Source organism: Streptococcus sp. KHUD_012 (assembly GCF_052588255.1).
Genome location: NZ_CP159355.1, coordinates 1,394,305 through 1,407,319, shown reverse-complemented (window position 1 = coordinate 1,407,319; position 13,015 = coordinate 1,394,305). Strand labels below are relative to the sequence as shown.

General features: G+C 40.0%; 15 protein-coding genes and 1 tRNA gene. 13 read left to right on the top strand and 3 right to left on the bottom strand.

The genetic code is table 11. The features are described 5' to 3' along the window. The first annotated feature begins 68 nt into the window (after positions 1 to 68). The 3 genes from ABVF55_RS06745 to ABVF55_RS06735 all read left to right on the top strand — a co-directional run bounded on the left by ABVF55_RS06745 (position 69) and on the right by ABVF55_RS06735 (position 3,685). Positions 69 to 740 (top strand): ankyrin repeat domain-containing protein, encoded by a 672-nt coding sequence (locus ABVF55_RS06745; RefSeq protein WP_445285089.1) that lies wholly within the window; start codon positions 69 to 71, stop codon positions 738 to 740. A 187-nt stretch (positions 741 to 927) separates the two neighbouring features. Next, positions 928 to 2,436, top strand: coding sequence for a glycerol kinase GlpK (gene glpK, locus ABVF55_RS06740; protein WP_445285088.1), 1,509 nt, complete (start codon positions 928 to 930; stop codon positions 2,434 to 2,436). Between the two features lie 484 nt (positions 2,437 to 2,920). Beyond that, entirely contained in the window at positions 2,921 to 3,685 is a 765-nt protein-coding gene (locus ABVF55_RS06735; RefSeq protein ID WP_445285087.1) for a (S)-acetoin forming diacetyl reductase, read from the top strand. A gap of 115 nt (positions 3,686 to 3,800) precedes the next feature. Here the strand turns inward: ABVF55_RS06735 and ABVF55_RS06730 are convergent, their stop codons facing one another. The 3 genes from ABVF55_RS06730 to ABVF55_RS06720 all read right to left on the bottom strand — a co-directional run bounded on the left by ABVF55_RS06730 (position 3,801) and on the right by ABVF55_RS06720 (position 5,828). Further along, positions 3,801 to 4,043, bottom strand: coding sequence for a type B 50S ribosomal protein L31 (locus ABVF55_RS06730; RefSeq protein WP_021153079.1), 243 nt, complete (start codon positions 4,041 to 4,043; stop codon positions 3,801 to 3,803). A gap of 161 nt (positions 4,044 to 4,204) precedes the next feature. After that, a complete protein-coding gene (locus tag ABVF55_RS06725; protein WP_150905952.1) occupies positions 4,205 to 4,789 on the bottom strand; it encodes a 34 kDa antigenic family protein in 585 nt (194 codons plus the stop codon). Positions 4,790 to 4,883: 94 nt separating this feature from the next. Further along, positions 4,884 to 5,828: a DHH family phosphoesterase gene (locus ABVF55_RS06720; RefSeq protein WP_445285086.1), complete on the bottom strand. Its 945-nt coding sequence runs from the start codon at positions 5,826 to 5,828 to the stop codon at positions 4,884 to 4,886. 76 nt (positions 5,829 to 5,904) lie between these two features. On the opposite strand from ABVF55_RS06720, the gene ABVF55_RS06715 reads away from it, so the two are divergent. From ABVF55_RS06715 to ABVF55_RS06670, 10 genes are all read left to right on the top strand, one after another. Next, positions 5,905 to 6,642, top strand: a complete 738-nt coding sequence (locus ABVF55_RS06715) for a hypothetical protein (RefSeq protein WP_445285085.1) — start codon at positions 5,905 to 5,907, stop codon at positions 6,640 to 6,642. 96 nt (positions 6,643 to 6,738) lie between these two features. Beyond that, complete coding sequence (locus ABVF55_RS06710; RefSeq protein WP_445285084.1) at positions 6,739 to 7,437, top strand: hypothetical protein; 699 nt, start codon at positions 6,739 to 6,741, stop codon at positions 7,435 to 7,437. 162 nt (positions 7,438 to 7,599) lie between these two features. Beyond that, a complete protein-coding gene (locus tag ABVF55_RS06705; protein ID WP_003007049.1) occupies positions 7,600 to 8,043 on the top strand; it encodes a flavodoxin in 444 nt (147 codons plus the stop codon). 62 nt (positions 8,044 to 8,105) lie between these two features. Further along, positions 8,106 to 8,378: a chorismate mutase gene (locus ABVF55_RS06700; protein WP_320909242.1), complete on the top strand. Its 273-nt coding sequence runs from the start codon at positions 8,106 to 8,108 to the stop codon at positions 8,376 to 8,378. 46 nt (positions 8,379 to 8,424) lie between these two features. Further along, positions 8,425 to 9,588, top strand: a complete 1,164-nt coding sequence (locus tag ABVF55_RS06695) for a chloride channel protein (RefSeq protein WP_445285649.1) — start codon at positions 8,425 to 8,427, stop codon at positions 9,586 to 9,588. Positions 9,589 to 9,711: 123 nt separating this feature from the next. Further along, positions 9,712 to 10,059 (top strand): 50S ribosomal protein L19, encoded by a 348-nt coding sequence (gene rplS, locus ABVF55_RS06690; RefSeq protein ID WP_003003254.1) that lies wholly within the window; start codon positions 9,712 to 9,714, stop codon positions 10,057 to 10,059. A gap of 43 nt (positions 10,060 to 10,102) precedes the next feature. Then, a tRNA-Arg gene (locus ABVF55_RS06685) sits at positions 10,103 to 10,174 on the top strand. A gap of 460 nt (positions 10,175 to 10,634) precedes the next feature. Continuing rightward, positions 10,635 to 11,189 (top strand): hypothetical protein, encoded by a 555-nt coding sequence (locus tag ABVF55_RS06680; RefSeq protein ID WP_049513781.1) that lies wholly within the window; start codon positions 10,635 to 10,637, stop codon positions 11,187 to 11,189. Between the two features lie 268 nt (positions 11,190 to 11,457). Beyond that, positions 11,458 to 12,171, top strand: coding sequence for a DUF6572 domain-containing protein (locus ABVF55_RS06675; protein ID WP_445285648.1), 714 nt, complete (start codon positions 11,458 to 11,460; stop codon positions 12,169 to 12,171). Between the two features lie 345 nt (positions 12,172 to 12,516). Then, a complete protein-coding gene (locus ABVF55_RS06670) occupies positions 12,517 to 12,804 on the top strand; it encodes a hypothetical protein (RefSeq protein ID WP_342984136.1) in 288 nt (95 codons plus the stop codon). The last annotated feature ends 211 nt before the right edge of the window (positions 12,805 to 13,015 follow it).

Here is a 13,015-nt window from a genome sequence, read left to right as displayed (position 1 = left end):
GATGCTAGATATAGGATCAAAGTATCAACATAGTGTTATTTTTATCTATAATGAGAGGGGGAAAGACCATGCAAAAAACCTTTCAGTTGTTGCGAAGAGGAGATATAGAGGGAGTCCGTCAGATATTGGATAAAAAGCCTGAAGAAGTCAATGCTGTTTCGGGTGACAAACCTAAAAGAGATCAGGGACAGTCACTCCTTCAAGTCGCTATCAAATCGGGACATTTAGATATTGCAGACTTACTCATTGATAGAGGGGCAGATCTTAACTTTATCGAAGAGCCGACAGAGCTGAATCCATTTTGTCAACCAGTCATCCAAACAGCCGGTGGACGAGCTGTATTTGACTGCAGGCGCATGATCAAACGCTGGAATGGCCAATATGAAATGTATTCGTCTAAGGAAAAGGCTGACCAATCCTTCAAGGTTTTTAAAAAAATGTTAGAACTTGGAGCAGATATCTCTCAGAAGGATAGTCATGGCGGAACTTTATTGCAAACTATTTTAATAGAAACCAAGGAAGTTCTGCCCTCTTATTATTGGAAAACAAAAGAAACGAGCGATAATGTCCTCATTACGGATGAATTACGTCATGATTTAAATCGTATTTATGATCTCTTGATTCGTTACGGGGTGACTGCGGACGAAATAGCTGTCTATCAGAAGATTCCTCTCAAAGAACTTTACCAAGACAGTCCGACCATGGAGTTTTTAAATCGGTTAGATCAGAACAGATCTTGATAAGCATTTGAACCACAAGTTAAAAGAGCCTCGGGGCTCTTTTAACTTGTTCTGATAGAGTTAGAAGTAGTAGGAAAATTTTAGACCGGATTTTCTTAAAAAAATGGATACAAATCCATGATGAAATAGAGTATACTAGTTGATGAAAGAACAAGATTTTTAAGTATCGAATTTAGGAGGGCAGTTTATGTCTCAAGAAACTTTCATTATGGCGATTGACCAGGGAACCACTAGTTCGCGGGCTATCATTTTTAATAAAAAAGGCGAGCAAGTTAGCTCTAGTCAAAAGGAATTCACTCAAATTTTCCCGCAGGCTGGTTGGGTGGAGCATAATGCCAATGAGATTTGGAACTCGGTTCAGTCGGTGATCGCTGAGGTCTTTATCGAAAGTGGCATCAAGCCAAATCAAATAGAGGCGATCGGCATTACCAATCAACGGGAGACGACAGTTGTTTGGGATAAGAACACGGGGCTTCCTATTTACAATGCTATTGTCTGGCAATCTCGTCAAACTGCCCCACTAGCTGAAGAGCTCAAAAACAAAGGCTATGTAGAAACCTTCCACCAAAAGACAGGTTTAGTCATTGATGCCTACTTTTCAGCAACTAAAGTCCGTTGGATTTTGGACCATGTTGATGGGGCACAAGAGCGTGCGGAGAAAGGCGAATTGCTCTTTGGAACCATTGATACTTGGCTGGTCTGGAAGCTGACGGATGGAGCTGCCCACGTGACAGACTATTCCAATGCTGCGCGGACCATGCTTTACAATATCAAGGAACTGAAATGGGACGATGAAATCTTAGAAATCCTCAACATTCCTAAAGCCATGCTTCCTGAAGTTCGTTCAAACTCTGAAATCTATGGCAAGACAGCTCCTTTCCATTTCTACGGTGGACAAGTGCCGATTGCAGGGATGGCGGGAGACCAGCAGGCTGCTCTCTTTGGCCAATTGGCCTTTGAACCTGGGATGGTCAAAAATACTTATGGAACTGGATCTTTCATCATCATGAATACAGGTGAGGAGATGCAGTTATCAGAGAATAACTTGCTGACGACGATTGGTTATGGGATTAATGGTAAGGTCTACTATGCCCTTGAAGGATCTATCTTTATCGCTGGAAGTGCCATTCAATGGCTTCGTGACGGTCTGCGTATGATCGACAGTTCTCCTGAATCTGAGGCCTATGCTCTGAAGTCTCAGAACCAGGATGAAATCTATGTGGTTCCTGCCTTTACTGGTCTTGGAGCACCATATTGGAATCAAGAGGCGCGTGGTTCTGTCTTTGGGCTTACCAGGGGAACAACCAAGGAAGACTTTATCAAGGCAACCCTTCAATCCATTGCCTATCAAGTACGCGATATCATCGACACCATGCAGGTAGATGCCAAGACTCCTATCCCTGTCCTAAAAGTAGACGGAGGAGCAGCGAAAAATGATTACTTAATGCAGTTTCAGGCAGATATTCTTGGAATTTCGATTGCCCGCGCGAAAAACTTGGAAACAACGGCTTTAGGAGCAGCCTTCCTAGCAGGTCTGACCGTAGGCTATTGGAAGGACTTGGAAGAATTAAAATCTCTTCATGGAGCAGCCCAAATCTTTGAACCCAAGATGGATGAATCTCGTAAGGAAGAGCTGTACAAGGGGTGGAAGAAAGCAGTCAAAGCCACTCAAGTATTTGCGGAGTCTGATGACTAAAGGTATCAATCAAACGAATAGTTTATGAGAGAGAGTGGGACAGAAATCGGTAATTCGTTAGAATTCGATTTCGTCGTCCCACCTCCGCACAGTTGAGTAGGGCTTTAAAAGCTGATGAAATCAGCGTAGTAGAGCCCACTCAACCACTGCGTCTTGCTCGACAATTCAAAGACAATTGAGAGGCTAGGACTTTTGTCCCACTCTCTTTTTATGTAGCTTTTACAGTATAGAACAATTATCTGTTTTGGCTAAAAGCCATACTCTATTTCACGCTTTCGTTCACTTATCACTAAATAAAAATATCATATAAATAAACTTTTTTTAAAAAATAACAGGCCAGAGTTTGACACTTTTTTCACAAAGGAGTATACTGTTAGCATAGTTTTGTCGGATATTTATAAAAGACCCCATCAAAACTAGTTGTCAACCCTTGCTGTTCTGATAGGAACGTTTGCTGGTATCATTGATACCAAGGAGGAATCATATGTCTAAAGTAGCTATTGTCACAGGTGCTGGTCAAGGAATTGGTTTTGCAATCGCAAAACGCTTGGTGCAAGATGGCTTTAAGGTTGGAGTATTGGACTACAATGCTGAAACAGCTGAAAAAGCAGTTGCTGAGTTGTCAGCAGATAATGCTTTTGCAGTCGTAGCTGATGTGTCTAAAAAAGAAGAAGTGGGTGCAGCTTTCCGAAAAGTTGTTGACCATTTTGGTGATTTGAATGTTGTCGTAAACAATGCAGGTGTTGCGCCAACTACACCACTTGATACGATTACAGAAGAACAATTTACACGTACATTTGCTATTAACGTTGGTGGCGTGATCTGGGGTGCACAAGCAGCTCAAGCTCAGTTCAAAGCACTGGGTCATGGTGGGAAGATCATCAATGCGACTTCACAAGCAGGGGTTGTCGGAAATCCAAACTTGACTATTTATGGTGGGACCAAGTTTGCTGTTCGTGGGATTACGCAAACCTTGGCGCGTGACTTGGCGGATTCAGGAATCACTGTCAATGCTTATGCACCAGGTATCGTTAAGACTCCAATGATGTTTGACATTGCTCATGAAGTTGGTAAGAACGCGGGCAAAGACGACGAATGGGGTATGCAAACATTCGCTAAAGATATCACTTTGAAACGTCTTTCTGAACCAGAAGATGTAGCAGCAGCGGTTAGCTTCCTTGCTGGACCTGATTCAAACTACATCACAGGACAAACCATTATCGTAGATGGTGGAATGCAGTTCCATTAAGATGAAAAAAGAGGTTGGGATCAAACATCCTAACCTCTTATTTTGTGCGTTCACAATAAAAGAAACAGGGATCAAAAAAACCACTCCCGAAAGGGAAGTGGTTCTGTGTTGGTTCTTATTTGAGACCGTATTTTTTGTTGAAACGATCCACACGTCCATCTGCTTGAGTGAACTTTTGACGTCCAGTGTAGAATGGGTGTGAGTCTGATGAAATTTCAACACGGATCAATGGGTAAGTTTCACCTTCGAATTCAACTGTTTCGCTAGAGTACTTAGTTGAACCGCTGACGAACTTGTAACCAGTAGTAGTGTCCATGAAGACAACAGGGCGATATTCTGGATGGATATCTTTTTTCATTTTGCAATATTTCCTTTCTGCCATGGTCTCTTTCCGAGCCATAGATTGTTACTAAGCTAGTTTACCAAATTTCCAGGATCTTGACAAGTATTTTCACTAATTTTATTTAAAATAATGGTCAAAAAAATCACCCTGGCTAAGCCAAGGTGATTCTGATATTATTATTGTTCAGATTGATTTGGATCTTTTGGTGCTTCAACCGGTTGATCAGCTTGTCCCTCAGTGTGTTCGTGAGTTTCTTTTTTGATTTCATCTACAGCAGTTTTTACAGTAGAAGTTGTCACACGTCCAACTGATTGGGCAAATCCTTTACCAGATTCAGCAAGTTCTTCGAAGGTTCCTTTAGTGATTTTACCACCTGACATCGCCAAGAGACCAGTTACAACAATAGCGATTGATGCGATTAAAGCAAGGATCAAACCAAAGCCAATTGAAACGCCATAACCATTGAAGTTAACAGCATATTTGTTTACACCAAATAGATCGATCAATGTTACGATAGTTGAGAGAGCCCCTGATACGATAACACCAATTGCAAAACCTTTTGGTAGTGAAGATTTCACATCGTTCAAGCAAGCAAGGACAATCGCAACGACTGCGAAGATAATAACGAACCATCCATCTCCGTGAAGGCCATTCCAGCTGTATGAACCAAAGGCACCAGCATTAAGGCTTGCCCATGGCAAGAAAGAGCTAAGAATCGCTACCGCAGCAGAGATAATGATAAACAAACGATTTTTTTCCATAATAAGTCTCCTTAAAATTTATTAGCTTTATTTTACCATAAGAAATATCAAATGAAAACCCCATGACCAAGATAAAAAGGCTGAGAAACCGTTCTCAGCCTTCGTTCGTGCGAGCCACTTCTTGTAGCTCTTTGTAGATTTGGTCGTTTTCTTCGAGGGAGTAGGAGTTGGCTCCGCTAGCTAGTGGATGGCCACCACCATTATGACGTTTGGCAATTTCGTTGATCACTTTTCGTTTGCTACGCATCCGGACACGGAAGTGACCGTCGGCCTGCTCAACAAAGATAGCCCAAACAGATACGGTATCGATGCGTCCAGGAGCTCCGACAATTGCAGCAGTCTCTGAATCACGTAGATCAAATTTCTTCAAGAGTTCTTGTGTTAGGGTCACACGCGCAGCGCCATGTTCATCGATCTCAAGATGGTCATAGACATAGCCTTGAAGCTTAGCTGTTTTGAGATTGATCGTATCCATCTGCCGAGCAAGTGCTGTAAAATCAAAGGGAATACTTCGAAGATAGGCAGCGATCTCAAAGGTCCGAGTCGAAGTGGCAGGATAAAGGAAGCGACCTGTATCGCCGACAATCCCAGCATAGAGAAGACGCGCAGCACATACAGGAAGTTCAAGATCCAATTCCTTAGCAAAAAGTGCAATCAACTCACTGGTAGAGCTAGACTCAGTATCGACCCAGAGCAGATCGCCATAAGCATCGTCAGTTGGGTGGTGGTCGATCTTGATCAGGAAATCACCAGACGTATAGCGCTTGTCATCGATGCGGGGAGTATTGGCCGTATCACAGACAATCACCAAAGCTCCATTATAATCCTCATCGCTGACAGTATCCATCTCAGCAAGCCAAGTCAAGGTCGGTTCATCATAGCCAGTTGCCAAGACCCGCTTTTGAGGGAAGTGCGCACGCAGGAGATCCCGCAAGCCCACCTGGCTACCAATCGCATCCGGATCCGGATTTTGATGACGGTGGATAATAATCGTGTCATAAGCTTGAATCTTTTCAAGAATTTCATTCATTACGTTCATACATTACCTCATTTTCTCTGTCAATTTTAACATAAAAAAGGCCCATCCAGCAAGCATTTATCACTAATTAGGAGCTATGGAAGCGGTTTTACATAAGTTCAATATTTTGGTAGAATGGATGGATATGATGAAAGAAATTAAACAGTCAATTAAAAGAAAACGATGGTTACATTTTTCAAAAACAATTGTGGTAGTGCTGGTCGTAATGCTTATTGCAGTATTCCTAAGTAGTTGTAGTAACAATCAATATGCATTGAATATTTTAAATAGACAACGATTTGTCATGATTAAAATGGGAGATTCTACCGATGAGCATTTTGAGGTTGGGGTGGACCTTGAGAAAAAAGAATATTACTATAATGATGAAACGGCAGTGAAAGACGATACAGTTTATGGTGGTTATAAAGCGGACTGGGATCGTAAACAGTATTACAAATCTGCAGTAAATGAAGAACTATCATCAGTTCTATTAAGTAAGAAAATTTCTACTGATGAAATTAAGAAATCCAACTATCAAATTACTAGCTCACCGAAAAGATTTTTGGACGATAAATTGATGAAAGAAGAATATCCTCCAGAATTTGAATCGAGGTTTTTAAAAAAAGATAGTAAATTCTCTAAAGTCCGTATCACCTATAACAAAGAATTCTTGCCAACTAAAATCGAGTGGTACTATAAAGGTAAAGAAGGCTTAAAATGGTACACTTGGCGTACCTACTCTTACCCATTTAAAAATAAGGCTGATTTTGATAAGAAATTGGATGAAGAAATCAAAGATATTAAAGAAATTCAAATGGAAAATGAGGGCGATTAACCTCTTATTGAAATAAAGCTGAGCTTATATAAGGCCCAGCTTTATAGTTAGGAAGACACTTCCTTTTAGGTACATATTTTGGTAGAATGGATGGATATGGTGAAAGAAATTAAAAAGAAGCGATTCAATTTCAAAGTCTTTCTAGTTGCTTTGATTCTTGTAGTTATTGCTGGAATTTTCATTGTTGTTCAAAGAGGTAAGACTCAAGAAAATTCAAAATCGATATTAGAACATCAAAGGTTTATTGTTGTAGATGATTCGGAAAATGAAAATTTATATAAATTTAATTTTGAGAATGGCTATGATTTAAAGAGTAATAATTTTTATAGTATAACTCAGGTAGTTGAAAAAAATGGGAAGATGTATGATGGTAGTTCAGATGAAAAGCCTGATGACAGATATCATTTATTCTTATACCAAAATGTCACTTCCGCAATTTTGAACTTAAAAGTTTCAAGAGAAGAGATCGAAAAATCAAACTTTATTATTGAGCGAGATCCGAAATCGTTGATTACTAAATCTCTAGTGAAGGAAGGGAAGACTCCTGATTTTGAAGCCAAAGTTATAAATAAAAAGAATCAATTTTCCAAAGTTCGGATCACCTATAATCAAGATTATTTACCGATCAAACTTGAATGGTATTTTAAAGGGAAAGATGGGTTGAAGTGGTATACCTGGAGCCGTTTTTCATATCCATATAAGACTGAATCTGAATTTAATAAAAAACTGGATGAAGAAATCCAGCGTATTAAAGATATTAAAGAGGAGTACGAGTTGGAGAAGGAAAACGGATAATAATTGAACGATTAAAGCAATTCAAGAAGAAAACGAGGGCGATTAGGTTGAATCGGTCCAATTTCTTGAAACGTGTCCCTTCTTTCAGCTTATCGGGAAAGGTTTCGTGCAAAATGCTTGAAAAAGTGGTATAATACGGGAAATAGCTTTTGGGAGGAAATTATGACTGTAGCGAAGATTGTTTTTGCTAGTATGACTGGAAATACTGAAGAAATTGCTGATATCGTAGCGGACAAATTCCGTGATCTTGGTGTCGAAGTAGATGTGGATGAGTGTACAACTGTGGATGCGGAGGACTTCCTTGATGCGGATATCGCAGTGGTAGCGACTTATACTTACGGCGATGGGGAGCTTCCAGATGAGATCCAAGATTTCTACGAAGATTTGGCTGGCCTTGATCTCAAAGGCAAACTTTACGGTGTGGTAGGATCAGGTGATACCTTCTACGATGAATTCTGTAAAGCAGTTGATGATTTCGACCGTTGCTTCGCTGCGACTGGTGCTGAAAAAGGTTCTGAGTGTGTCAAAGTTGATTTGTCTGCAGAAGACGAAGACATCGAAAAATTAGAAGCCTTTGCAGAAGAACTTGTAGCAAAAGCAAATTAATGACTAAGAGGTTGGATCGATGGATTACAGCCTCGATTTATATCCAAAAAAAGAGGAGACACATGGATTTAGATCAGATTCGTAAGGACATTGACCAGATCGATCAAGAGCTTGTAGCCTTGCTGGAAAGACGGATGGTCTGTGTCGGTCAGATTGTAAAATATAAGGAGCAGCAGCGCTTACCTGTGCTCGATCAAGGAAGGGAAAGAGAGGTACTTGAGAAAGTCGGCTCTCTCGTGACGGATGAACAGTATCGTGCGACCATTCAAGCTCAGTTTCAAGATATGATGAAGCGCTCGAGAGACTATCAAGAGGAGGTGAGGGCGCGTGACTAGTCTATCGATCAAGCAAAAAGCACAACAGTATGTGGTCCTAACAGGGATGGCGCTATTCATTGGTCTCTTGGTCGGTGCCATTGACATGATTTTTGGTCAAGGTCTTCTCTTGATAGGAGATTTCCGTAGCCAGCATTGGCCTTTGATTCTTTTTCTAGCCTTAGCGGGGCTTGTCATCGTTTATCTTTATAAACGTTTTGGTGGCAAGGCTTCAAAAGGGATGGGCCTCATCTTTGATGTCGGACACGCGCGTGAGGAGAGAATCCCCTTGGTCTTGGTACCTTTGATCATGCTGACGACCTGGATGAGCCACCTCTTTGGTGGTTCGGTCGGTCGGGAAGGCGTAGCGGTCCAGATCGGAGCGACCCTTTCGCATCGTTTTGCGCGTCATATCAAGATTCCAGATGCTTCGCGTATCTTTCTCATGACCGGGATGGCAGCCGGTTTTGCGGGTCTCTTTCAGACGCCACTGGCAGCAACCTTCTTTGCTCTTGAAGTCTTGACAGTTGGGGAGTTGCAGTTGATGGCTCTCTATCCAGCGCTCATTGCCTCAATCGTGGCTAGCTTCACCTCTCATGCCCTTGGCTTGGAGAAATTTGCTGTGCCACTAAAAGAAACGCTGAGCTGGACACCAGAGACCTTGATCAAAGTTGCCCTTCTTGGCCTAGCTTTTGGTCTCGCTGGGAAACTCTTTGCTGTTAGCCTTTCATGGTTGAAGAAAACAGTCGCTCAAGTCTTACCTAATCCTTATATCCGGATTGCGCTTATAGGGGCTGGACTTAGTTTGGTCCTCTTAACCCTCCAGCTGACCAAGGTCGGTACTTATAGTGGACTTGGAACCAATCTGATTGATGTGGCTTTTCATCAGGGTAGAGCGCAGAGTTATGACTGGATCTTGAAGCTCCTCTTTACCGTAGTGACCATCTCTGCTGGATACCAAGGGGGAGAAGTGACACCGCTCTTTGCGATCGGAGCTACGCTTGGAGTCTTTCTTGCCCCTATGCTGGGCCTACCAGTCTTAGTCGTGGCCGCTATTGGTTATGCCAGTGTCTTTGGCAGTGCGACGACGACCTTGCTCGCACCGATCTTGATCGGAGGAGAAGTCTTTGGCTATGCCAATCTTCCTTTCTTTGTCATTGCTTGTGCTATCGCCTATTGCCTACCAAAAGAGTGGAGCATTTATTCCGGCCAAAAAGTTGCGAAAAAGTAGAGAAAAGAGCTTTACAAACCTGAAATTATCTGATATGATAGTTTCTGTGCGTAATGGAAGCACAAAAATACAGTTTATCCGCTGAGGGAGGTCCCTCAAGATTGACGAAGATAGGAGAATAAAATGAATCCATTAATCCAAAGCTTGACTGAAGGTCAACTTCGTACTGATATCCCTGCATTCCGTCCTGGTGACACTGTTCGTGTACACGCGAAAGTTGTCGAAGGATCTCGTGAACGTATCCAGATCTTTGAAGGCGTTGTTATCGCTCGTAAAGGTCAAGGACACACTGAAATGTACACTGTTCGTAAAATCTCTAACGGTGTCGGTGTTGAACGTACATTCCCAGTACACACTCCACGTGTAGAAAAGATTGAAGTTGTACGTTACGGTAAAGTACGTCGTGCGAAATTGTACTACCTTCGTGCATTGCAAGGTAAAGCAGCTCGTATTAAAGAAATCCGTCGTTAAGACGAACAAGGAGGCGGGAGTGATCTCGCTTCTTTTTTTATCGGTCCCCTTAGTTCAATGGATATAACAACTCCCTCCTAAGGAGTAGTTGCTGGTTCGATTCCGGCAGGGGACAATATAGATAAGTAAAACACTGATTCGCCAGTGTTTTTTCTTTAGCCAAATGTTGGCAAAGGTCATAAAATATCCATGGTGTGGTATAATAGGGGAAAACGTAACATTGATTTTTTAAGGTAGTCTCATCATTTTGGAATACCAAATTTAAAAGACTTCTAAGTGATTTACAAGTTTGGCCTAAAAGAGATATAAGAAAAGGAAGAATAATGAAAATTTTTGGTATAAGATCTACCATCACATTTGACTATGAAAAGGCTATGCTTTAAAAGCAGAGGTAGAATTGTTGACTGATGGAAGCTTTATTGTATATAGGTTAAGTATACAGAATTGGGAGCCACCTACAACCACATTCGTATCACACAGAACGAGATAGATAAACTTGTCGAGGAAGTGGATTCCATGATGACTGAGCAAACAATACATCTCGAATTTATCTGAGTTAGAGTAGGAGAAGGATGATGAAAATTGATTACGGTGAACGGATGGTCACATGGGAGTGGGATGGTTGCGTAATAAAGATAGAACTACCAGATATCATTCATGCGGAATATAATAAAGATGAGAACATTGTTATCGTCTATAGTGGAGAAAACTTTGTAAGCAAAATCATTTTCTACTTTAGTTTAGAAGGAAAATTGTTATGGCAACAAAATTTACTAGAAGGAACCCTGGATTGGAATCATAATGGGAAGCATCAGATTAGTTTTCATCATTTACATCATCTTCGCTTTAGCCCTAAATATCAGCGTATCTTCAGTATATTTCGCTCATCCAGCGATTTTGACGTTCCATCAGAACTAGAGGTTTATAATTTAGAAGGTAAGAAAATCGACCAAATTGAATCTCCTTCAGGATTTACTATGTTATATATTTCTGAGATAAGTAAGAAGAAACTGAGAATTGTATGCGAGGCTCTTAAAGAGGATTGTTTTGATAAATCTGGTCGAAGAGATTTCTATTTTAATTTGGAGTTAGAAACTAGAAAATGGGTAAAAGATGGCATCGCCTATTGAGGAAGAGCTTGAGACATTAATTCCACTTGCTGAACAAAAATGTATTGACCGGAGAGGCAAACTTCCAGACGATTATGTATCACCATTGAAATAGACAAAAAGAAATAGTATGACAACAGAAATTCAACAATACAAAAATTGTACGATATTAAAAAACAACAATGATTATCAGATTCTGTGGAGTAGAGGGAAAGAAGTGCTTAACTTTCCCATTAGCCAAAAATTAGCAGAACGTGTTTCAAAATCAGAAAAAGATGCTTTAGAAGTAATGTTTTATTGTGAACATCATCTTTGGCCAAAGGCAGATGAGTTAGATGATTATAATCATTCCAATACGATTGTACATAGAGGCGATGGATTTGTTGTATATGAAACAGATGGTTATTACGAAATTAGCTTCTTTAAAGAAGTTGGAGGAGCTATGGGCTCAGAAGTATGCTATCCCATTACTAAGGAACTAATGGATAAAGCATTTCAATCTTCTAGGGAAGCATATGAGGTGATGATTTATGCCGAAACAGGGCACTGGCCCTTAAGTAAGCAAGATGATATTGATAGAAACTATATACGTAATCATCCTGAAACTATGCTACCAAATATAGAAGATCAACGTGAGTTGTTTGATGTTGAAGAGTTTAAAGCTCTTGTAAAAAAAGCTATTGTTTCAGAACTAGAACCTAGCGAACTTGACGCTATTGGTATAGTTGATAATCATTTAGAGCTTCTTCTGGTGGATTCAGTCGGCTGGCAGGAAGAGATAGAAGCAGTTCATCTGGAAATTCTGCAGGAAAAAATTAACAATTACATTCACTTCCTCGAAAGCAAGCAATATGTGGAGAGATATGGCGATAAGTTTGATAAAAAAGTTATCCATATTACTTTCCAATATTCTCCATCGGATAACGTCTTAGCCTTCCTCGCAGCGGTTCAGAAGGTATTGCAACCGACGGATATGAGCTTGAAGGTAGAATTGCCGGAGTAAAGAACAACTAAGAAGAATAAAATTAATCAATTTATTAGGGATTAAAAGTATTAAAGCGAAGGTCAGTCAAAAAATAAGATAGTTAAAAAGTAGACCAAAATTTTCTAAAAGCCCATTAGAATAGGCTTTCTAAGCATATTTTATATTTCGGCAGGGGATAGAGATAGAAAAGAAAACACTGACAGTTGAACTGCACCCCAAAAGTTAGATTTTTTCTGTCTAACTTTTGCGGAGTAGTTCACTTATGACCGAGTGTTGATGTTTTAGAGCTGTGTTGTTTCGAATGGTCCTAAAACTTATTTTTTTATGATATAACAGAATATTTTAAAAATGAAAGGGATTTCTATGGATAGTGATGTGTTTTTTGATTATTTTTTAAAATCACTTAGGTTTCATTTTCGTGATAGGTGTAAGGATATTGGATTTATAAAGTTTTTTAAAGATGAAAATAATTGTTTTATTACTATAGAGGATTATGTTTTGGAATCATTTGTAATATTGTCAAATATTTTGAGTGAGAAGAGGATTGTGTTTTCTTGTGGAATTATTTATAGTAAGGAGGTAGTTACTGGAGTAGAAGTATATATGAGTGTATTAGAGTTAGAAAGATTAAATAAATTGTTTAAAATATAGTTTTGAAGCATATTAAACAACATAAGTGAAACTGTCTATGTAGGATGTGTGGAGTTGATAGTATCAATGTTTCCTTGTTTTAAAGCTGTGTTCTTTCGAATGATCCCAAAACAAGAAAAACAAAAAATGATGGTCTAGTAGCTCGATACATTGAGCTTCTTTTTCTTGAGAAATTCAAATCATAATTTTACAGACTTTTAGGTCATTAATT

Bases quoted from the DNA above. Each gene is read 5' to 3' on its own strand.
- rplS (WP_003003254.1), top strand. From the start codon at position 9,712: ATGAATCCATTAATCCAAAGCTTGACTGAAGGTCAACTTCGTACTGAT.
- ABVF55_RS06725 (WP_150905952.1), bottom strand. From the start codon at position 4,789: ATGGAAAAAAATCGTTTGTTTATCATTATCTCTGCTGCGGTAGCGATT.
- ABVF55_RS06710 (WP_445285084.1), top strand. From the start codon at position 6,739: ATGGTGAAAGAAATTAAAAAGAAGCGATTCAATTTCAAAGTCTTTCTA.
- ABVF55_RS06670 (WP_342984136.1), top strand. From the start codon at position 12,517: ATGGATAGTGATGTGTTTTTTGATTATTTTTTAAAATCACTTAGGTTT.
- ABVF55_RS06680 (WP_049513781.1), top strand. From the start codon at position 10,635: ATGAAAATTGATTACGGTGAACGGATGGTCACATGGGAGTGGGATGGT.
- ABVF55_RS06745 (WP_445285089.1), top strand. From the start codon at position 69: ATGCAAAAAACCTTTCAGTTGTTGCGAAGAGGAGATATAGAGGGAGTC.
- ABVF55_RS06720 (WP_445285086.1), bottom strand. From the start codon at position 5,828: ATGAACGTAATGAATGAAATTCTTGAAAAGATTCAAGCTTATGACACG.
- ABVF55_RS06695 (WP_445285649.1), top strand. From the start codon at position 8,425: ATGGCGCTATTCATTGGTCTCTTGGTCGGTGCCATTGACATGATTTTT.
- ABVF55_RS06700 (WP_320909242.1), top strand. From the start codon at position 8,106: ATGGATTTAGATCAGATTCGTAAGGACATTGACCAGATCGATCAAGAG.
- ABVF55_RS06705 (WP_003007049.1), top strand. From the start codon at position 7,600: ATGACTGTAGCGAAGATTGTTTTTGCTAGTATGACTGGAAATACTGAA.
- ABVF55_RS06715 (WP_445285085.1), top strand. From the start codon at position 5,905: ATGGAAGCGGTTTTACATAAGTTCAATATTTTGGTAGAATGGATGGAT.
- glpK (WP_445285088.1), top strand. From the start codon at position 928: ATGTCTCAAGAAACTTTCATTATGGCGATTGACCAGGGAACCACTAGT.
- ABVF55_RS06735 (WP_445285087.1), top strand. From the start codon at position 2,921: ATGTCTAAAGTAGCTATTGTCACAGGTGCTGGTCAAGGAATTGGTTTT.
- ABVF55_RS06675 (WP_445285648.1), top strand. From the start codon at position 11,458: ATGTTTTATTGTGAACATCATCTTTGGCCAAAGGCAGATGAGTTAGAT.
- ABVF55_RS06730 (WP_021153079.1), bottom strand. From the start codon at position 4,043: ATGAAAAAAGATATCCATCCAGAATATCGCCCTGTTGTCTTCATGGAC.